The following is a 20,536-nucleotide window of genomic DNA, read 5'->3' as shown; positions in this document are numbered from 1 at the left end:
TTAAGATGATAAACAAACGGAGGATAAGCGTATGCAAATGACATTTCGATGGTTTGGCAGAGAAAAAGACACTGTTTCTCTTGACCAAATCAAACAAATACCAAATGTGGTCGGCGTTGTTCCCGCCCTCCACGATTTGCCTGCCGGTGAGGCTTGGACTATGGACAGAGTTCAGGCAATGTATGACGAAATCACCGCTTCGGGGCTTACAATGGAATGTATCGAAAGTGTAAATGTGCACGAGGACATCAAAATCGGTCTGCCGTCAAGAGATAGGTATATCGAGAACTACAAGGAGTCTATTCGCAATCTTTCAAAGGTCGGCGTAAAGGTGATTTGCTACAACTTTATGCCTGTTTTCGACTGGACGAGAACCGACCTTTATATGCCTTTGCCTGACGGCTCAACCTGCCTTTGCTATGACGGCAAGCAGGTGGAGGGCAAGTCACCGGAGGATATGTTCAGAGAGATTGACGACAATTCAAACGGCTATGCAATGCCGGGTTGGGAAACCGAGCGAATGGGCGAAATCAAGGAGCTTTTTGAAAAATACAAGGATGTCACTGCGGACGATTTGTGGGCAAACCTGAAGTATTTTCTTGAAGCGATTATGCCGACTTGCGAGGAATGTGATGTCAAAATGGCAATACATCCCGATGACCCGCCGTGGAGCATTTTTGGACTTCCACGAATCATCACGGACAAAACCGCTGTCGAAAAATTGCTTGCAATGGTGCCGTCAAAATACAACGGCTTGACCCTTTGCACAGGCTCACTCGGTGCAAGTCCAAACAACGATATTGTGGAAATCATCAAATCGGCAGGCGACAGAATTTATTTTGCGCATCTTCGCAATGTGCAGATTAACAATCAATGGTTCAACGAAACCGCACACGAAAGCAATGCAGGCTCTCTCGATATGTACGAGATTGTAAAGGCTTTGCAGGAGGTCGGCTTTGACGGATATATCCGTCCTGACCACGGCAGAATGATATGGGGCGAGGTTGCAAGACCGGGCTACGGACTTTACGACAGAGCGCTCGGTGCGTGCTATCTCAACGGACTTTGGGAAGCAGTTGAAAAATCAAGAAAATAAACATCAATTCAGATACGAGGACAATAAAATGACACATGAAAATTTAAAGGGCAGGGTTGCCGTTGTTACAGGCGGCGGCGGAGTCCTTTGCGGACAGTTTGCAAAAACTCTTGCAAAGCAGGGCTGCAAGGTTGCCGTGCTTGATTTGAACGAGGCGGCTGCACAGGCTTGTGCTGACGAAATCGTTGCAAACGGCGGAGAAGCCATTGCGGTAGGTTGCAATGTTCTTGACAGCGAGTCGATGCAAAATGCAAGAAAGACTATAAACGAAAAACTCGGCACTTGCGACATTCTTCTCAACGGTGCAGGAGGTAATAATCCGAAGGGCACAACCACAAAGGACACTTTGGAGCAAATCGACCTTGTTCAAAAGGACGAGAATGTAAAGACCTTTTTTGATCTTGATGCCGAGGGAATTTCTTTTGTATTCAATCTCAACTTCCTTGGCACTCTTATTCCGACACAGGTTTTTGCAAGAGATATGGTGGAAAAAGAGCACGCTTGCATTGTTATGATAACTTCAATGAATGCGTTTAGACCGCTCACCCGTATTCCTGCATATTCGGCTGCCAAAGCTGCGGTAAAGAACTTCACCGAATGGATGGCTGTTCACTTTGCACCTATGGGAATCAGAGTAAATGCCATTGCGCCGGGATTTTTCTCAACCAAGCAGAACGCAGCGCTTCTTTGGAACGAGGACGGCACTCCGACCGCCCGCACAGGCAAAATCCTTGCCGCAACTCCTATGGAGCGTTTTGGCGAGCCTGAGGAACTTGACGGAACACTTCTGTTCCTTTGCGATGAGGCGTACAGCGGATTCATTACAGGCGTGAACATTCCTGTTGACGGAGGCTTCAACGCATACAGCGGAGTATAAAGTTTTCAACAAGATTTTATGGCAAATAATAAAACCGTAAGTTCGATATTTTTCGATACTTACGGTTTTTGTTATCGTTTTTTACTTCTTCATTTCTTCTCTTGCTTCTTTGATTCTCTGAACAAAGAGCTTGCCTGTTTCGGTGATTTTGTCGTAATCGCCTGTTTTTGCGCCTGCGATAAGCGATGAACCTGCACCGCAAGCAACAGCGCCTGCCTTTATCCAGTCCTTGACATTATCAACATCAACACCGCCCGACGGCATCATAACTGCGTTTGGAATAGGGCCGTGAATGTCCTTGATGAAGCGAGGACCTGCAATGTCGCCCGGGAACACTTTGAGCACATCGGCACCGCATTCCATTGCGTGCACAGCCTCTGTCGGTGTGTAGATGCCCGGCATAGACGGAATTCCGTATCTGTTGCAGCATTTTACGGTTTCAGGGTCAAAGTACGGCGAAACAATGTATTCAGCACCTGCAAGGATTGCAATTCTTGCTGTTGCGGCATCCATAACCGTGCCTGCACCGATGATGATTTCTCCCGAATTGTACTTTGCTCTCATTGCTTCAATCAGCTTGTCTGCGTGCGGAACGGTGAAAGTAAGCTCAATGGCTGCCACACCGCCGGCAATGCAAGCGTCTGTGATTTTTTCTGCCTGTTCAATGGATGTTGCACGAACAACTGCAACAATTCCGACTTCTTGAATTTTTGCAAGAGTTTCAATTTTATTTGACATAGTTATTTTCTCCTATAATTTAATATATTGATTGTGATTATCTTTGAACACGGGCGCCTGCGCCGTTCACCTTTGCTTCAACTTCTTTGAGCGAAGCCATTGATGTGTCGCCCGGAGTTGTCATTGCAAGTGCGCCGTGAACAACGCCGTAGTTAACAGCCTTTTGTGCGTCCTCATATGTCATCAAGCCGTAGATAAGACCCGATGCAAAGCTGTCGCCGCCGCCGACACGGTCAAGAATTTCAAGTCCCGGATACTCAAGAGAATTGTAAATTTTGCCGTCAGCCCAGCAAATAGCTTTCCAGTCGTTGACTGTTGCGGTTTTTACCGTGCGGAGCGTTGTTGCAATAACCTTGAAGTTTGGATAAGCCTTTGTGACGGTTTCAATCATTTTGTAGTAGCCGTCCATATTGAGTTCCTTGAGGTCGGCGTCGTTGCCCTCAACCTCAAAGCCGAGAGAAGCGGTGAAGTCCTCCTCGTTGCCAATCATAACATCAACATATTTTGCAATTTCCTTGTTAACTTCCTGTGCCTTTGCCTGACCGCCGATTCCTTTCCAAAGTGACGGGCGGTAGTTTAGGTCGTAAGAAACGATTGTGCCGTATTCCTTTGCTTTTTTAACGGCTGTGATAACTGTTTGAGCGGCAGTTTCGGAAAGTGCGGCATAAATTCCGCCTGTGTGAAGCCAACGAACACCGAGTGTGCCGAAGATGTAATCCCAGTCAATGTCCTCAGGCTTGAGCTGAGAAGCGGCTGTGTTGCCTCTGTCGGATGCGCCGACAGCGCCACGGATGCCAAAGCCTCTTTCGGTGAAGTTGATTCCGTTTCGCACGGTTCTGCCGATTCCGTCATATGGCACCCACTTGATGAGTGATGTGTCAACTCCGCCTTGAAGAATCAAATCTTCCATAAGATAGCCGATTTCGTTTTCCGCAAAAGCGGTGATAACAGATGTTTTCATACCGAAGCATCTGCGAAGTCCACGGGCAACATTGTATTCTCCGCCACCTTCCCAGGCTCTGAATGAGCGTGCGGTTTTTATTCTGCCTTCGCCCGGGTCAAGTCTGAGCATAATTTCGCCGAGTGAAACCTCGTCAAACATACATTCTTCTTTTGGTCTTAATTTAAGTTCCATAATAATTCATCCTTTTTTGATAGTATAATTAAAATCCGAAATATTTTATTGCGTTGTTGTAGGAAATTCCGCAAACGATTTCCTTTAGTATGTCCTCGTCATAGGCGTACCATCCGTCCTCAACCCATCTGCCGAGCAAACGGCACATAATTCGTCTGAAATATTCGTGTCTGCCGTATGAGGTGAATGAGCGTGAATCGGTTTCCATACCGATGAATTTGCCGAGCACACCGAGATTGCCGAGCGACTTCATCTGTGCGGTCATACCGTCCATTGTGTCAAGGAACCACCACGCAGGTCCAAATTGAATTTTGCCCTCTGCTTCTGTGCCTTGGAAGTTACCGAGCATTGTTGCAAGCACGGTGTTGTCCTTGTCGTTGAGGTTGAACAATATTGTTTTCGGAAGCGAGTTGCTGACATCAAGTGCGTCCAAAAATCTTGAAAGCGTGTATGCAATTTCGCAGTCGCCGACGCTGTCAAATCCTGTGTCCGCACCGATTGCATTGAACATTCTTGTGGAATTGTTGCGCAGCGCACCGATGTGGATTTCCATTGCCCAGTCAAGCTCGTGATATTTCTTGCCGAGTGCAAGGAGGACGGCAGTTCTGTATTTGTCGCCGTCAGCCTGTGTCGGAATTTCGCCGTTCATAGCGTTGCGGAACACTTTTTCGATTTCGTCATCCGTTGCAATGTCAAACGGCACATAGTCAAACGAATGGTCTGAAACTTTGCAACCCACTTCGTTGAAATAATCGCATCTTTTAAGAAGTGCGTCAATCACATCTTTGTATGATGAAATTTCAATTTCTGCCGCCTTGCCCAATTCCTTGATGTAATTCGCAAAGCCGTCAATGTTGATGTTCAGCGCTTTTTCGGGTCTGAATGTCGGCAAAACCTTGCAGTCAAAACCGTCAACGCTTTTCAGCTTTTTGTGATATTCAAGGCTGTCAATCGGGTCGTCCGTTGTGCAAACAACTTTTACATTGCTGTTTGTGATAAGGCTCTGCGGACGAAAATCACCGTTTTTGATTGCCTTGTTTGCTCTTTTGTAGATGTCTTTCGCAGTTTTCGCATTCAGCGGAGTGTCGATTCCGAAGTATCGTTGAAGCTCAATATGTGCCCAATGATACAGCGGATTGCCGATGCAGTATTGCAAAGCTTCGCCGAATTTGATGAACTTTTCTTCACCCGAAGCGTCACCTGTGCAATATTTTTCGTCAATGCCCGCACTTCGCATCGCTCTCCACTTGTAGTGGTCGCCCGACAGCCAAAGCTCAGATATGTCGCTCGGCTCACGGTTTTCGTAAATTTCTTTTGGACTCAAATGACAGTGATAGTCGCAAATAGGCATATTTTCCGCAAAATCGTGGAACAGCTTTTTTGCACAATCCGTGTCAAGCAAAAAGTCCTTACCCATAAATTCTGTCATAGCAGTTCTCCTGATAGTTTAATCAAATTTATTATATAACTATATCTTTTACAATTCAATATTTATTAATTACATTATTATAAAATTTGTATAAATTTTGCGGTGATTTCTACATAGTTCGGTTCGTTTTTGTCCGTGTTTACAAAAAATATAATATTTGTTAATTAAATAAATTTGACTTTGTCGATAATTTGTCATAATATATACACATAGACAATAAAGTTATTTGAAAGGAGATATAACTATGAAATGTCCTAATTGCGGAAGAGATTTGCTTGAGGGTGAAATTTGCACCTGCACAACCGTTGAACAAGACACTCAAACAACAGCACAGGCACAGCCTGAAAACGAGGTTCAGCCGGAGGTCGAGGCTTCTGTTGAAAGAGCAGAGCAACCACAGCCGGAAAATACATATTATCAGCCACCAACCCAGCCTGAAATGAACTATGGCGAATATCAAAATTCATTTGACGGCAATCAGCAGTATTCACAGCCGTTCGGTGCGCCGCAGCAGAATTATTACGACCCAACTCAGCAAGCGCCTTATTACAATCCTGTTATGTCAGCGCCTGCTCCGATGACCGATTATCCCGAAGATTACAAGCCGAAGAAGAAATATGTTGCAGTCATTTTGGGCGCAACACTCGGTGCGTTCGGAATTCACAATTTCTATCTCGGAAACAACGGCAAGGGCACAGCACAGCTTCTCGTTGCACTCATCGGCTCACTTTTCTTTGGACTCGGTTTGGTTGCGGCAGAGGTTTGGGCACTCGTTGAAACCGTGCAAATCCTCACCGACAAAATCGAGGCGGACAGCAATAATTACAAGATTATGACCTTCGCCGAGGAACTTGCAAAGGCTCAAAGCAACGAACAAAAGTAATAAAAAAGCAAAAATTCAGCTCTCGACTGCATTTTCAATCGGGAGCTGAACTAATTATTTTGAAAAAACTATTGTATTTTCTGACGATTGTGATATAATACACAAGTAACAAATCAATATCGAGGTGTGGCTCAGTTTGGTAGAGCACCACGTTCGGGACGTGGGGGTCGCAAGTTCGAATCTTGTCACCTCGACCATTTGACCTTAGAAAGCAAATGCTTTCTAAGGTTTTATTTTTTTAACCGTATTAATAAAACACAAGGTTTGTGTCGTTTTCGGTGATGTTGAGGACTGTGCCGTTGTTTGAAAGGTGAAGTCTGCCGAAGATGTAGTCGTTGAAATCCTGCGATGAAAAGCTGTAAAAGTCGGTGTAGTCCTCGTCAATCGGAATTGAAGCGGTGAGGGTACAGGTGTAGTATCTGTCGTTGTATTCCGAATTCTTTGCAGTCAAGCCGTATTTGCTTGCAAATTGCTCTGCACCTTTTTTACTGTTAAACACAAAGTATATTTCACCGTCGATAAACCACGATTTTTTGCCGTTTTTATCCTCGGTGTATTTGATTGTGTGCTGACCCTCAATGAACTCAACGCTCAAAACCCTGTGGTCGTTTGCCATTTCTGCCAAATCATTGTTGACCTGCGGGGTGTCGATTTTTTCAAAAAGTATAAGTTCATCTTCAACTTTTTTGTCGTTGTCGCCATCGGTGCACGAATATCTGCAATAACCGTCTTTGCCGTAAAATGTGTTGCCTACAAGATTGAACTTTTCGCCGTCATATTGGTATTCTGCAATTTTCGGAAAATCGTTGTCATACTTCTTTTGCGAAGTGATGTATATGTCGTTTGCGCCGTATTTTGCACCGCCGTCAAGCTTGTTGAAAGAGATTGCGTAGTCCTCGCACTCGGCGTTTACACCGATTGTTTTGCCGTCTTCCAAAATATATTTAACGGTTAAGTCTTTGTCGGAATTCGACTTGATGTAATAATCGAATGTGTCTTCGCCGTATCCGATATACTTTTTGTATACAATTTCGCCGTTCTTGTCGTAATAACTGATTGTTCCTGTGGCTGATTCGTCATCTTTTTCCTCAACTTTTTTCAGCCCCTCAACTTCCATATAATGACCCAAATCAACGGTTGATGCGTCATTCATAATCTCATCGGGGGTCATAAGTCCCTCGGTGTCGGTGTCAAAGCCCGATTGGGCGGTGGTTGGTGCTTCGGTGGTCGGCTTGTCGTTTTCTGTCGGTTTTGAACAGGCTGAAAAGACGGTGAAAATCATTGCCGTTGCCATAAGTACACATAATAATTTTTTCATAAAAACACACTCCTTTTTTAGGCGAACACAGTTCGCCCCTACGATTTATATGGTTTGAATTTTATTTGCCCCTACATAATTTTGTTTCGGTATTGTGACGGCGTCATATTTTTTTTGCGTTTGAACATTCGGTTGAAGTAGCTCAAATCGTTGAAACCGCACGACAACGCAATTTCCGTTATCGACAAATCGGGCAGTCGCAATTGTTCCGCCGCACATTCAATGCGGTAATAGTTGAGGTAGTCAATCGGTGATTTGCCCGTCAATTCCTTGAACGCACGGCAAAAATATTGCGAATTGAGGTGAGCCTCTCTTGCCAAATCGTTAAGGGTCAATGGCTTTGAATAGTCGTTCCTGATTTTTGTCAGCACTCGTTTTATCTGCTTGTTTTTGCGGTAAACCGTGTCAAAATCATCCGTGCTGTGCGGCGCTTTTTGCTCAAGCAATTCACCCATAAACTGCCACAGCAAACCTGTTGTGGTGAAAGTGTAGTTTGACCCCTCTTTTTCCATATTCACAAACAGTTCGTCAACGATTTGTCCGCACTTTGAACTGCCGTCAAATATCATTTCCGCAACATCGCCGTTGTCAAGCGCCGAGGTGTATTTTTCAAGGCATTGCGGAGATTGAGCCAAAAATCGTTCAATGTCAAAAACAACACATTCGTATATGCAACCCTCCGGCACTCCGCCGTGGATGAATTCTCCGGGGATGAACACACTCTGTCCTTTTTGCAAGGTGTATGCCGTGCCGTTGATTGTCAGCTGAAGTTTGCCGTCAAGCACAAGAATAAGCTCACATTCCATATGCCAATGAAACGGCATTTCGTATTGCGGATGATTGGCGTCAACATAATATAATTGTATAGGAAAGCCAAAAGTGCCACGCACCTGATTTTCCTGATAGCCTATGTATCGCATAATTTCACCTAAAATGTCAATATTGTCCTACTACTTATCATTATACACCTTGTTATCGGTAAAAATCAACAGTATAATATAAATATAGTATTATAAACCGAAAGGAAGTTTAATTATGGATATCGAAACAATCAAAGAGCAAATCTGTGATGTGTGCCATAAGATGTGGCAACTCGGTTGGGTTGCTGCCAATGACGGCAATGTAAGTGCATTGCTTGAGGACGGCACAATCCTTGCAACACCGACAGGTATGAGCAAGTCGTTCATCACTCCTGACAAGCTCATCAGAATTGACAGAGAGGGTAATGTTCTTGAAGCAGCAGAGGGTCTTCGTCCGTCAAGCGAAATCAAAATGCACCTTCGTTGCTACGACAAAAGACCCGATGTAACAAGCGTAATCCACGCACACCCACCGGGAGCAACAGGTTTTGCGGTGGCTCACAAGGCAATGGATATGTACAATATGATTGAGGATGTTGCTGCAATCGGCGCAGTTCCTCTCACACCGTACGGCACTCCGTCAACAACGGAAGTTCCTGATTCTATCGAGCCTTATCTTGAGGAGCACGATGTTATGCTTCTTGAAAATCACGGCGCTCTTGCAGTAGGCAGTGATGTAATCACAGCTTTTTACAGAATGGAAAGCCTTGAACTTTGGGCAAAAATCACAATCAATGCCGTTATTCTCGGCGGAAGCCACGACATTGACCACAAAAACATCCAAAAGCTTATTGACCTCAGAAGTTATTACAAAATCACAGGCCGTCATCCGGGCTATAAGGTATACAATCCTGATGACGAAATGCTTCACAAAAAGGAGGATTGATTATGCTCAAGGGTATCAATCCTATTGTTTCACCTGAACTTCTCAAGGCTCTTTGCGAGATGGGACACGGTGACGAGCTTGTAATTGCAGACGGTAATTTCCCTTGCGAAAGCGTTGGCAAAAACGCAATTGTTGTTCGTGCGGACGGACATTCAACAACCGATGTTTTGGACGCTGTTTTGTCACTTATTCCGCTTGATACATACACCGAAAAGCCTGTTGCACTTATGGAAGTTGTTAAGGGCGACAACACCCCGACTCCTGCAATTTGGGCAGAGTACGACAAGGTTTTAAACAAATACGAGCCTGACCATCACGATATTGAAATGACCGAGCGCTTTGCTTTTTATGAAAGAGCAAAGAATGCTTATCTTATTATCGCAACAGGCGAAACCGCAATTTACGCAAATGTTTTGCTCAAAAAAGGAGTAGTAACAGTATGAGCCGAGTATTAGCATTCGACTTTGGTGCGTCAACGGGCAGGGCAATCCTTGCCGAATACAAAAACGGAAAAATCGAGTACAACGAGGTTCACCGTTTTGACAATGTTCTCACCGAAAAAGACGGTCATCTCCGCTGGGATTTTCCGTATCTGCTCGGTGAAGTAAAAAAGGCGATAGAGCTTGCCGACAATGCGGACTCCCTTGCTTTTGACACTTGGGGTGTTGATTACGGTCTTGTAAACGCTGACGGTGCAATTGCCGATTTGCCGATTTGCTACCGTGACGGCAGAACAAAGGACGCACCGCAAAAAATATTTGAGAGCATTTCTCAAACGGATTTGTACGAAAAAACAGGCAATCAGATTATGCCTATTAACACCCTCTTTCAGCTTTTGATAGAGAAAAACGACAGCGCCGATATGTTCCTGTTTATGCCCGACCTCTTTGCTTATGCACTTTGCGGAGCAAAAACGGCGGAGCAAACTATCGCTTCAACATCTCAAATGCTTGATTTGAAAAATGCCGAGTGGCAAAAGGATGTTTTTGCACTCACCGGCAAGAGCGAAAATATGCTTCCGCCTATCGTTGAAAGTGCAACCGTTGCAGGAGAATACAACGGCATAAAGGTCATCAAGGTTGCAGGCCACGACACACAATGCGCTGTTTGTGCAATGCCGAGCGTTGACGGCGAAGAAGCGGCGTTCCTCTCTTGCGGAACTTGGTCGCTCATCGGCTGTGAATGTGACGAGCCGATTCTTACCGAAAAAAGTATGGAGGATGAACTTTCAAACGAACTCGGTGCAAACGGCAAAATCAATTACCTAAAGAATATCAGCGGTTTGTGGCTGATTCAGGAAATCAGACGCAATTTCAGAGAAGAGGGCAAGGACTATTCCTATAATGATATGGAACAACTTGCAAGGAATGAAAAACCGTTTGAATTTTTCATTGACCCTGACGAGGACATCTTTGCTTCTCCAAAGGATATGCCTAAAAAAATCCGTGATTATTGCAAAAAGACGGGTCAGGGCGAGCCTCAATCGGACGGTGCGTTGGTTAGATGTATCTACGAGAGCCTTGCAATGAAGTACCGTTTTGCAATCAAGCAGATTGAAGAAAACACGGGCAAACGCTTTGATGTGCTTCATCTCCTCGGCGGCGGCACAAAGGACAGCTTCCTTTGTCAGATGACAGCCGACAGCCTCAACTTGCCTGTTGTTGCAGGTCCGACAGAGGCGACCGCTCTCGGCAATATCATTCTCCAGCTCATCGCACTCGGAGATATTGAAGATGTCAATGCCGGCAGAGCAATTATCAAATCACAGGAAAATCTAAAAGAGTACAAGCCTGTTAATCCTCAAAGTTTTGAGGAGGCTTACGAAAAATTTTTAAACGCTATAAAATAAATTTGTAAAGGAGTAAGTTTTTATGAATTATCCTAAAATCGGTATCCGTCCTGTAATTGACGGCAGATGGGGCGGCGTGCGTGAAAGCCTTGAGGAGCAAACAATGGGTATGGCAACTTCTGCCGCAAAACTCATTGAAGAAAATCTTTGTTATCCTGACGGCACACCTGTTCAATGCGTTGTTTCAAACACAACTATCGGCGGCGGTGCAGAAGCTACTGCTTGCGAGGAACAGTTCTCAACAGAAAATGTTGTTGCAACTCTTTCCGTAACTCCTTGCTGGTGCTACGGTATGGAAACATATGACAACAATCCAAAAACAATCAAGGCTGTTTGGGGCTTCAACGGTACAGAAAGACCGGGTGCGGTTTATCTTGCCGCTGTTATGGCTGCTTATGCACAAAAGGGTATGCCTGCATTCTCAATCTATGGCCACGATGTTCAGGATATGGACGACAAGTCAATCCCTGCCGATGTTGCGGAAAAGATTTTGCGTTTTGCAAAGTGTGCCGTATCTGTTGGCTGGATGAAGAACAAGTCATATGTAAACCTCGGCGGTATCGCAATGGGTATCGCAGGCTCATATTGTGATGCTGATTTCTTCCAGAAGTATCTCGGCATCCGTCCTGAATGGGTTGATATGACAGAAATCGTGCGCAGAATAACTCTTGAAATCTACGATCACGATGAATACGACAAGGCTATCGCTTGGGTAAAGGCTAACTGCAAGGAAGGTTTTGATGTAAACGCAGGCAAGGACTTCCCTGAAATTATCAGAAAATCAAAGGTTGTTTCTCCTGACAAGGATTGGGAGTTCATCACAAAGATGACACTTATCGTTCGTGACATTCTTTTCGGCAACAAGAAGCTTGACGAAATGGGCTGGCACGAGGAAGCACTCGGCAAAAACGCTGTTGCAGGCGGTTTCCAGGGTCAGAGAAACTGGACAGACTGGCTTCCTAACGCAGACTTCACCGAGGCTATTATGGCTTCAACATTCGATTGGAACGGCAAGAAGATGCCGACTCCTTTCGCAACAGAAAACGATACACTCAACGGCGCTTCAATGATTCTCGGCACTCTTGTTTCGGACACAGCTCCTTGCTTCCACGATGTTCGTACTTATTGGAGTCCCGATGCTTGCGAAAGAGTGACAGGTATGCGTCCTGACGGTGTTGCAAAAGACGGCTTCATTCACCTCATCAATTCAGGTGCAACTGCGCTTGACGGCTGCGGTGCTTCAAAGAACGAAAACGGCGAAGGCTGTATGAAACCGTTCTGGAAGATGACAGAGGACGACATCAAGGCTTGCATCGATGCAACAGATTGGTGCAGAGCAAACTACGAATATTTCCGTGGCGGCGGATTTTCATCTCACTTCCGTTGCAAGGCAGAAATGCCTGTAACAATGCTCCGTATCAACATTGTTGACGGAATCGGTCCTGTTCTTCAGCTTGCTGAGGGCTACACGGTTGACCTCCCTGACCAAATCCACAACACTATCGACCAACGTACAGACAAGACTTGGCCGACAACTTGGTTTGCTCCGACCCTCACAGGCAAGGGCGCATTCAAGGATGTTTACAGCGTTATGGCAAATTGGGGCGCTAACCACGGCGTAACAATCTACGGTCACGTAGGCGACAAGCTTATCACCCTTGCTTCAATGCTCCGAATTCCTGTAAATATGCACAATGTTTCGGACGATAGAATTTTCCGTCCGCAGTGTTGGGCAGCATTCGGCACAGATGATGTTCAGGCGGCAGATTACGAAGCTTGCAAAACATACGGTGCTCTCTATAAATAAACCAAATAAGGCTCCCCTTTTAATGTTATAAAGGGGAGCTGTCGTGCTTCTGCACGACTGAGGGGTTAAAAGAATTAAGCAAATAAGGTAAAACCCCACCGTCTTTTGCTACGCAAAATCCACCTCCCCTTACATTTAAGGGGAGGCTTATTTGATTGGAGGCTTTTGTTATCTCTACTTGACAGGGAGATAATCTTATTGGTAATATATAAATATTAATATATGTGAGGTTATGTTATGCAAACTTACGAGCAAGTAGACAATTATATGCAGGCGCTCGACCTGAAATATTACAAAAACACAAACGACTTTTTGGCAAATCTTATGATGAAAACCGACAAGGGCTATGTCAAGGAACTTGCCGACACTCTCAATTCAAGAGCACAGGGGCAGAATTCGGACAACGATTATTTTTATAGATTGAAAAACAAATCGCTTGACGGTTCTTTGTGCGTTTCGGCAGCGTTTGACAGCGGACTTTTCAGGCATCTCGGCAATATGATTATCGACAGCACAGAGTATTTTCACGGCACGGTGCTTGATGTTGGCTGCGATTGCGGTCTTGTCACTTGTTTTATTGCTCAGCAATATCCGAATTGCCACGTTGTCGGCGTTGACAAAAACGAACTTGCCGTGAACAATGCAAAAGCACTTGCCGAAAGACTCGGTCTTTCAAATGTTGAATTTGTCACGGCAGATATTTACGATTTTGAACTTGACGAAAAAGCAAGCGTCGTTACTTCGTTCAGAGGGCTTCTCGACATTGCGCAAAAGCAGACAAGCGGGGTCAGCGTAATCGGCGAAAGAAGCGAAAGAGAAAACGCTTATCAGCAGGCTTTTTCTCCTCTTGCAACTGCAATTGCAAACAATTTGACCGATGACGGCGCAGTCATCAGCGTTGAAAGATATACGGCTCTGTATGGCTGGCTCGGTTGGATGCAGGCTCTCGCCGAAGCAGGCATTTCTCCTGTAGTAGATAAATGTGCACGAATGGTGGCGCAGGATATATCGACAAAAAAAGACTATTCTGTTACTTTTGCACAAAAATCAAGCAACTCCACTCCGCTTGAAGCATATAATTATGTGATGGAAAAGAATTTCAAAAGCGGAGCGGGCGTAACGGGAGCCGACGCAGAGTTTGCTTTGTATTTTGATTCGACCGAAATCGAGTTCACAGATGTGAAAAAAGGCGAAAAACTCATACATCAGTTTGCAAAAGCGGAATCCAAGGGTGGCAAATTTATGTTCTATGAGGCAGACCTTGACGACCGCAAATTGAAGTATTGCAACGAAAAAAAGAGCCAAAAAGCGCAGGAAGATTTTGACAGGAAACTTGCAATGTACAATAATTCCGAGTTTGAAATCAAAAAATACACCGTGAATTATTAACTAAAAATTAACTAAATTTTCATTTCTTTGTGCAATTTGCACAAAACCGTTTTTTCAAATAGGAAAACCCTACAAAAATTACGAGATTGTGAATTTTTTATTGAATTTTTGTGTAAAAAGTAGTAATCTTGTATTAAGGAACAGCAGATGTTCCACAGGAGATTAAATGTTTACAGATTCAATTTTGATTAAGGTATTAATCGGAGCAGGCTGGGGCTTAATTCTCGGAGTTGTCACAATTTTCCTTTCAAAAAAGCTGACGCTCAAACGAACAGACGACCCCGTCAAAGCCGCACCGATTGACACACCGCTTTTCAAGGTGATGTCGATAGTCGTCGGAATAGTTGCTTCCGTGGCAATTATGCTGACCTCAACGGACACGGCGCTCGCAATAAGAAACGAGTTGCTCCTCATTCCAATCGCATCAATAGCAGTTGTGGATTCGTTGGTTAGGAAAATTCCAAATCCTTTGCTTCTGCTTATGATAATAATTCAAGCAGTGTACCTTACATACTATTGCATCACTCAAAAGGATGTATCTATACTGCTGACCGCAGGGTTCGGTTTCTTCATAGGATTTGCTTCTTGTGCATTCACCACTCTGCTCAAAGTACCGGTTGGAGCCGGTGACACAAAATACTGTGCCGTCCTCGGCTTGTGTATTTATTTCACTTGCTTCCTCCAATCAATGGTGCTTGTGGGATTGCTCGCCATTGCTTGCCTGATTTATCTCAAGGCAACCAAAAAGGGCGGAATTAAAACAATGATTCCTCTCGGCCCGCTAATCTCTTTAGGTTCAGTAATTTCTATTTGCTTCCCGTTTATTGAAAAAATGGTTGGGCAAATTGAAATTTAATAATTCAAATCATAAATAAATTAATATAAAGGAGTAAATTATTATGATGAAGTTTATCAAAGACGAAAACGGTCAGGGCATGCTTGAGTATGTTCTTATTATTGCTCTTGTAGCTCTTGTTCTTATCGGTATTCTTATTGTTGTTAAGAATAAGTCTAAGGATGTTGGAAACGCTACTAACAATAAGATGAAAGATATTGATAATGCACTTGCTAATTAGTAAGAAAGTTTTCGTAAAAATTTAAAATGAATCTGGGGCAGGATTTCCTGCCCCACTATTCATAATTGGACATAATGTTAAATTATTGTAAATAAGTATTAAGAGGTGAAATCTCTTGAAAAAATTATATTATCGACTTTATCAAAGGGGAAAAGCCGAAGACGGTCAATCAATGCTTGAATTTGTGCTGGTTTTTCCTGTATTTATGCTTATATTGGCTATGACTTTTGATTTTGGATGGCTTTTTTATCATCAGATTTCTGTTGAAAATTCCGCAAGAAATGCCGCCCGTATTGCCTGTGTTGAGTACACTCATGTTGCTTTGAAAAATGACGGCACGCCTTATGAAGAAAAAGTAGACGGCGATCCGGAAAGCGGAAAATACCAAAGAACTTATACCCTTGACGCATACAAGTCTGTTCTTGACGGAAATCTCACTTCTTCCGAGCGGGTTCAGCAAATGCAAAATTTGGGTATTTCCGACCAAGAAAGACGAATTTTGTTGCAGGTGCAAAGAACTGTTCCGGCGGAGTTTGACAATGTTAAGGTCACCGTGTCTTATTCAGAAGACAAAAATTATACGCCAACAGGGCTTGAAACCTACACCCCGGCAAGCCGTTCAAACGGTGATGTGACGGTAATTGTAAGAGGTGTTCATCATGCCATTACCCCACTTGTAAACTGGGATGCAAAGCCTGGAGAAAGCAGAATGACTCGCAACCTTGCTTGCAAATCTGTTTATAAGGTTGAGGAAAATCTCACTTTCCGTGCAGATGGAAACGATGGCGACTGATTTGTCGACCTTAATATTTATATATAATAATTTATTAGAGAGCATATATTTGCTCTCTTAGATAATAAATAAAAGTTTTGTCAACACAAAGCTTTCATAAAAGGAGAACAAAATGAAAAAAGTTTATTTAATCGCAGTTATTTTTGCATTAATCGCAGGCTTCGCTACATATTTCTTTGCAAGCGAAATCGATAAAAAGACAACAATCAAGGATGCCGATACGGTTGAGATTATCGTTCCTGTAAACGATTTGGCTCAAAACTCAAGCATCACCGAGGAAATGTTTGCGGAGGACGCAGGCGTGTTCACAAAGAAAACAGTTGTTGCTTCCGATGTTAATGCAGAAAATGTTGCAACAGAGCAAAAACAACTTGTCGGCAAGGTAACTGTTGACCCGCTTTATGCAGGCGAACCGATCAATGTCAAAAGAGTTGAGGATCTCAACGGTGCGGATGTTGCTCTTTCGCTCAAACTTCCAAAGGGCAAGGTTGCTTATTCTTTCAGCGCAGGAAGCGTAACAAGTGTTGACGGCTACATCAACGAGGGCGACAAGGTTGATGTTTTGGTGTATGATGCAGAAACCAAAAAATCAAAGGTTGCTTACAAAAATCTTCCTATTATGAGAGTTTCAACGGCTACTGCCAGCAAGAACGCTTCCGCTTCGGGCACAACCCTTACCGAGTACAGTACACTCACCGTTCAGGTAACGGAAAAGCAGGCACTTGCACTTTATAAAATCGAAAATGAAAATTCGTTCAAGCTTGTTTTGAAGCATAGAAACAATGCTCCGACAACAGCACCTGCGAATGCTAAATAATATTTTTTGGAAAACACAAAACAAAAGGAGAAACTTTTATGTCTGACATAATAAGCGTTGTCGTTTGCGCCGAGCAAACCGACATCAAGGTAAATATCAAAAACAAAATTGACTCGGAAAAACTTGAAATCATAGGCTACAGCGAATTCAATGCCGAAGCCAAAACAAGAATTTTGGGTTATTCACCGGATGTTGTAATTTTTGCAGCGGAAAGTGCTGATATTGACGAAGAATTTTTTGCATTTATCGAGGATATGGAACTTGCCTCAAACGGTTGCTCACCTGTTGTAATGACCGATGATGTAACGGTTGACCTTGTAAACACGGCTGCTCGCTACGGTGTCCGTCAGGTTATGAGCCTCGAAATCAAGCCTGAGGACCTTACAAAAAATCTTGAGGGCGTTATTAACAGCGAAAGAAAGCTCAGCAAAAAAATCAATGTTGAGCGTAAAACAAGGTCGCATGTTTATGCGTTTTTCAGCGGTAAAGGCGGTGTCGGCAAAACAACAATTTCTACCAACCTTGCAGTCAATCTTGCAAGCCGTGGCAAAAAAACTCTCCTTGTTGACCTTGACCTCCAGTTTGGCGACGCTGATATGGCGCTTGACCTCAACCCGACAGAAACCATCGTTGATGTTGTAAGAGATTCGCTCGGCATTTCAATTGACAATATCACAAACTGTTCCGTAACTCACGCTTCGGGTCTTTCGGTGCTTGCTTCTCCGTCATCACCCGAACTTGCCGAGTACGTTCAGGCAGGTCATGTCAAGGCTATCATTGATGTTGCAAGAAATAATTATGAATACATCATCCTTGACTGCGGTTGCATTCTCACCGACCCGGTCATCACAGCGCTTGAATCAAGCGACACCATTTTTATGGTAAACGATGTTAATATTTTGTCCCTTAAGCGTGCAAAACTTTGCCAAAATGTTTTGTACCAAATCAATCAGGCAGATAAAGTTAAACTTGTTATCAACAAGAACACCAAGAAAAACAATGTAAAAATCAGCGACTACGAAAATATTTTGAATATGGAGGCTTACGCTATTTTCTCCAGCGACCTCAAAACAATCAACGACTCGCTCAATAGCGGTCAGCCTGCCGTTTCATACAAACCGAGATCACCGTTCGCAAAAGAACTTAATGCTTTTGCCGACAAGGTAATTATGGAGCGTGAGGGCAAGGAGGGTCTTGTAAAATCTGCCAAAGGCAAGAAAAAAGGACTTTTCTCAAAATAATCTATAATTACAAATGAAAGAAGATACATAAATGGGACTACTTAACAGATACGCTTCGACACCCGACAATTCCGAGGGCATTTCCTCAGCGCAAACAAGCAATCCTCTTGACGGTGCAGAAAAAATCAAACCTGTTCTTGAGGACAGATACGCAGATGTTAAAATCAGAATCCACGCATTGATTATCGAGCAACAACTCGGTGCTGACAATGCCGACATTTCTGATGATGGAATGAAAAAACTCATTGATGAATATGTTGAACGGCCGGATTTTAATATTGCGAGAGTTGACAGAGAGATTGTCAAAAAAGAATTGTTTGACGATATTATGGGCTACGGTCCTATTCAACCGCTTATCGACAGCGACCAATATTCGGAAATTATGGTAAACGGTCACGACCATGTTTATGTTGAGTCAAAGGGTAAGCTTGTCCTTACGGACATTCAGTTCAAGGATGACGCACATCTTATGCAAATTATCGACCGAATAGTATCAAAAGTAGGCAGACATGTTGACGAATCAAGCCCGATGTGTGACGCCCGTTTGCTTGACGGTTCTCGTGTAAATGTAATTATTCCGCCTCTTTCGCTCGTAGGTCCGATTCTTACAATTCGTAAGTTCGGCAAAACACCTATCACAGCCGAAAACCTTGTAAAATGGGGTTCGGTTTCGCCGAAAATGCTCGAATTTTTGGAAGCAGCGGTAAAAGGCAAACTTAATATAATTGTATCGGGTGGTACAGGTTCGGGTAAAACAACACTTCTTAATGTACTTTCGTCATATATTCCGTCGGATGAAAGAATTATCACAATTGAGGACTCAGCCGAAGTTCAGCTTCATCAGGAGCATGTTCTCACTCTCGAAGCCCGTCCGGCAAATATGGAGGGCAAGGGTAGAATCAGTATCCGAGACCTTGTTGTAAACTCACTTCGTATGAGACCTGACCGTATTATCGTAGGTGAGGTTCGTAGCGAAGAAACCTTGGATATGCTCCAGGCAATGAACACGGGTCACGACGGCTCACTCACCACCATTCACGCCAACTCACCGAGGGACTCAATTTCCCGTATAGAAACAATGGTTATGATGTCGGGTTCCGAATTGCCGTCAAAGGCTATCAGAGACCAGGTTTCGTCAGCCATCAACCTCATTGTTCAGCAGGCTCGTTTGCGTGACGGTTCAAGAAAAGTAACCTCTATTTCCGAACTTGTCGGTATGGAGGGAGATGTTGTCAGAATGCAGGATATATTCACCTACGAAACAGAGGGTGAATATGACTCAAACGGTAAGTTCAAGGGTACATTTAAGCCGACAGGCATCATCCCTAAATGTGTTGAAAAAATAAGAGAAAACGGAGTAGTGGTTAACAATGACTGGTTCAACGATTAGTATAATCTTAATTACCGCAGCATTTGCTCTTTTGGCTTTTGTTATTGCCTACATTTTGTCTTATACCTTAGGCTCTTCAAAGATTGCCGCAGACAAAAGAATGGAAGAATTGAAAAAGCAGGAGGGCTACACAGAGGTTGCTCTTGTTAAAAGCAAGAAAAAAAGACGCAAGAAAAAAGATGGTCAAAACGGCTTTTTTGTAAAAATCGGTTCTGCCCTTTACGGTCAGCTTCAAAGTGCCGACATCAAGATGCGTCCCGAGGAATTCTTGCTTATTTGGATAATCATTTCGGTTTTGCCGGCTTTGTTTATTCTTCTTATTTCGGAGAGCCTTGCACCTGTTGCACTCGGCGCAACCGTTGTAGGTGCGTTTATCCCGTTCGTACTTATAAAAATTAAGCAAAAACAAAGAGTTAAAAAGTTTGATGTTCAGCTTTCGGACGCTTTGATGATTTCTTGCAGTTCGCTTCGTGCAGGCTTGAGCTTCACTCAGGCAATGGAAGCTATTTCAAGAGATATGCCAGACCCGATTTCAAGCGAATTTTCTGTCGTGCTTGAGGAAATGACAATGGGTATGCCAATGGATGAAGCTCTAGAGCGACTCAATAAGAGAATTAACAGCGACTATTTGCCTCTTATGGTGTCTTCGGTGCTTATTCAAAGACAAACAGGTGGTAACCTTTCTTCAATTTTGGAGGGCATCGCAAATTCCATCAAGGAAAAAATGAAACTCAAGCAAGAACTTAAAGCATCGACCGCTTCAGGTAGGTCAACCGCCGTTATGGTAGGCTCAATGCCTATTGTTCTTTGTGTATTGTTTTTCTTAATAAACAGAGAATTCATTATGCCGTTGTTTACAACAACTTTGGGTCATATTTTCTTGGGCGTTGCAGCAGGACTTGAAGTTCTTTGCTTCCTTGCCGTAAAGAAGATTATCAACATAAAGATGTAG

20 protein-coding genes and 1 tRNA gene are annotated in these 20,536 nt (G+C 43.7%); 16 read left to right on the top strand and 5 right to left on the bottom strand.

Annotated elements, in window-relative coordinates:
* Nucleotides 1-31: 31 nt before the first annotated feature.
* Both uxuA and Q0E03_RS06190 read left to right on the top strand, forming a co-directional pair.
* Nucleotides 32-1,096 (top strand): mannonate dehydratase, encoded by a 1,065-nt coding sequence (gene uxuA, locus Q0E03_RS06195; protein ID WP_297130491.1) that lies wholly within the window; start codon nt 32-34, stop codon nt 1,094-1,096.
* A gap of 28 nt (nt 1,097-1,124) precedes the next feature.
* A complete protein-coding gene (locus tag Q0E03_RS06190; RefSeq protein WP_297130487.1) occupies nt 1,125-1,973 on the top strand; it encodes an SDR family oxidoreductase in 849 nt (282 codons plus the stop codon).
* Nucleotides 1,974-2,054: 81 nt separating this feature from the next.
* On the opposite strand, the gene Q0E03_RS06185 is transcribed toward Q0E03_RS06190, so the two are convergent.
* Genes Q0E03_RS06185 through uxaC form a run of 3 tightly spaced genes read right to left on the bottom strand, consistent with a single transcriptional unit; the run spans nt 2,055 to nt 5,275 of the window.
* Nucleotides 2,055-2,711: a bifunctional 2-keto-4-hydroxyglutarate aldolase/2-keto-3-deoxy-6-phosphogluconate aldolase gene (locus tag Q0E03_RS06185; protein WP_297130485.1), complete on the bottom strand. Its 657-nt coding sequence runs from the start codon at nt 2,709-2,711 to the stop codon at nt 2,055-2,057.
* 37 nt (nt 2,712-2,748) lie between these two features.
* Nucleotides 2,749-3,849 (bottom strand): sugar kinase, encoded by a 1,101-nt coding sequence (locus Q0E03_RS06180; protein ID WP_367270244.1) that lies wholly within the window; start codon nt 3,847-3,849, stop codon nt 2,749-2,751.
* Between the two features lie 25 nt (nt 3,850-3,874).
* Nucleotides 3,875-5,275: a glucuronate isomerase gene (uxaC, locus tag Q0E03_RS06175; RefSeq protein WP_297130480.1), complete on the bottom strand. Its 1,401-nt coding sequence runs from the start codon at nt 5,273-5,275 to the stop codon at nt 3,875-3,877.
* 244 nt (nt 5,276-5,519) lie between these two features.
* On the opposite strand from uxaC, the gene Q0E03_RS06170 reads away from it, so the two are divergent.
* Nucleotides 5,520-6,158 carry a TM2 domain-containing protein gene (locus Q0E03_RS06170; RefSeq protein ID WP_297130477.1) on the top strand — a complete coding sequence of 213 codons (639 nt, stop codon included), beginning with the start codon at nt 5,520-5,522 and terminating at the stop codon, nt 6,156-6,158.
* Between the two features lie 120 nt (nt 6,159-6,278).
* Nucleotides 6,279-6,355, top strand: a tRNA-Pro gene (locus Q0E03_RS06165).
* 50 nt (nt 6,356-6,405) lie between these two features.
* On the opposite strand, the gene Q0E03_RS06160 is transcribed toward Q0E03_RS06165, so the two are convergent.
* Both Q0E03_RS06160 and Q0E03_RS06155 read right to left on the bottom strand, forming a co-directional pair.
* The gene (locus Q0E03_RS06160) at nt 6,406-7,476 is read right to left on the bottom strand and encodes a hypothetical protein (protein ID WP_297130475.1); all 1,071 of its coding nucleotides are present in this window, start codon (nt 7,474-7,476) and stop codon (nt 6,406-6,408) included.
* A gap of 71 nt (nt 7,477-7,547) precedes the next feature.
* Nucleotides 7,548-8,396 carry an AraC family transcriptional regulator gene (locus Q0E03_RS06155; protein ID WP_297130472.1) on the bottom strand — a complete coding sequence of 283 codons (849 nt, stop codon included), beginning with the start codon at nt 8,394-8,396 and terminating at the stop codon, nt 7,548-7,550.
* Between the two features lie 115 nt (nt 8,397-8,511).
* Between Q0E03_RS06155 and Q0E03_RS06150 the strand changes: the two genes are divergently transcribed.
* The 12 genes from Q0E03_RS06150 to Q0E03_RS06095 all read left to right on the top strand — a co-directional run bounded on the left by Q0E03_RS06150 (nt 8,512) and on the right by Q0E03_RS06095 (nt 20,536).
* Nucleotides 8,512-9,222, top strand: coding sequence for a class II aldolase/adducin family protein (locus Q0E03_RS06150; protein ID WP_294836173.1), 711 nt, complete (start codon nt 8,512-8,514; stop codon nt 9,220-9,222).
* Nucleotides 9,223-9,224: 2 nt separating this feature from the next.
* Nucleotides 9,225-9,665, top strand: coding sequence for an RbsD/FucU family protein (locus Q0E03_RS06145; protein ID WP_078768696.1), 441 nt, complete (start codon nt 9,225-9,227; stop codon nt 9,663-9,665).
* The gene (locus Q0E03_RS06140; RefSeq protein WP_297130468.1) at nt 9,662-11,071 is read left to right on the top strand and encodes a rhamnulokinase family protein; all 1,410 of its coding nucleotides are present in this window, start codon (nt 9,662-9,664) and stop codon (nt 11,069-11,071) included. Before Q0E03_RS06145 ends, Q0E03_RS06140 begins: the two co-directional genes overlap by 4 nt.
* Nucleotides 11,072-11,093: 22 nt before the next feature.
* A complete protein-coding gene (locus Q0E03_RS06135) occupies nt 11,094-12,878 on the top strand; it encodes an L-fucose isomerase (RefSeq protein ID WP_297130465.1) in 1,785 nt (594 codons plus the stop codon).
* Between the two features lie 237 nt (nt 12,879-13,115).
* A complete protein-coding gene (locus tag Q0E03_RS06130; RefSeq protein ID WP_297130455.1) occupies nt 13,116-14,267 on the top strand; it encodes a class I SAM-dependent methyltransferase in 1,152 nt (383 codons plus the stop codon).
* A gap of 166 nt (nt 14,268-14,433) precedes the next feature.
* The gene (locus Q0E03_RS06125) at nt 14,434-15,123 is read left to right on the top strand and encodes a prepilin peptidase (protein ID WP_297130451.1); all 690 of its coding nucleotides are present in this window, start codon (nt 14,434-14,436) and stop codon (nt 15,121-15,123) included.
* Nucleotides 15,124-15,166: 43 nt separating this feature from the next.
* Nucleotides 15,167-15,343 (top strand): Flp family type IVb pilin, encoded by a 177-nt coding sequence (locus tag Q0E03_RS06120; RefSeq protein WP_297130448.1) that lies wholly within the window; start codon nt 15,167-15,169, stop codon nt 15,341-15,343.
* A 115-nt stretch (nt 15,344-15,458) separates the two neighbouring features.
* Nucleotides 15,459-16,136, top strand: a complete 678-nt coding sequence (locus tag Q0E03_RS06115) for a TadE family protein (RefSeq protein ID WP_297130446.1) — start codon at nt 15,459-15,461, stop codon at nt 16,134-16,136.
* 112 nt (nt 16,137-16,248) lie between these two features.
* On the top strand, nt 16,249-16,953 hold the full coding sequence (cpaB, locus tag Q0E03_RS06110) for a Flp pilus assembly protein CpaB (RefSeq protein WP_297130443.1): 705 nt from the start codon (nt 16,249-16,251) through the stop codon (nt 16,951-16,953).
* A gap of 38 nt (nt 16,954-16,991) precedes the next feature.
* Complete coding sequence (locus Q0E03_RS06105; protein WP_297130440.1) at nt 16,992-18,194, top strand: AAA family ATPase; 1,203 nt, start codon at nt 16,992-16,994, stop codon at nt 18,192-18,194.
* Between the two features lie 31 nt (nt 18,195-18,225).
* The gene (locus Q0E03_RS06100) at nt 18,226-19,584 is read left to right on the top strand and encodes a CpaF family protein (RefSeq protein WP_297130437.1); all 1,359 of its coding nucleotides are present in this window, start codon (nt 18,226-18,228) and stop codon (nt 19,582-19,584) included.
* Nucleotides 19,565-20,536, top strand: a complete 972-nt coding sequence (locus Q0E03_RS06095; RefSeq protein WP_297130434.1) for a type II secretion system F family protein — start codon at nt 19,565-19,567, stop codon at nt 20,534-20,536. The genes Q0E03_RS06100 and Q0E03_RS06095 overlap by 20 nt, the downstream gene beginning before the upstream one ends.

Source organism: uncultured Eubacterium sp. (genome assembly GCF_934525195.1).
In the GTDB taxonomy this organism is placed as follows: domain Bacteria; phylum Bacillota; class Clostridia; order Oscillospirales; family Acutalibacteraceae; genus Eubacterium_R.
This window is presented reverse-complemented; position numbering and strand designations above follow the sequence as displayed.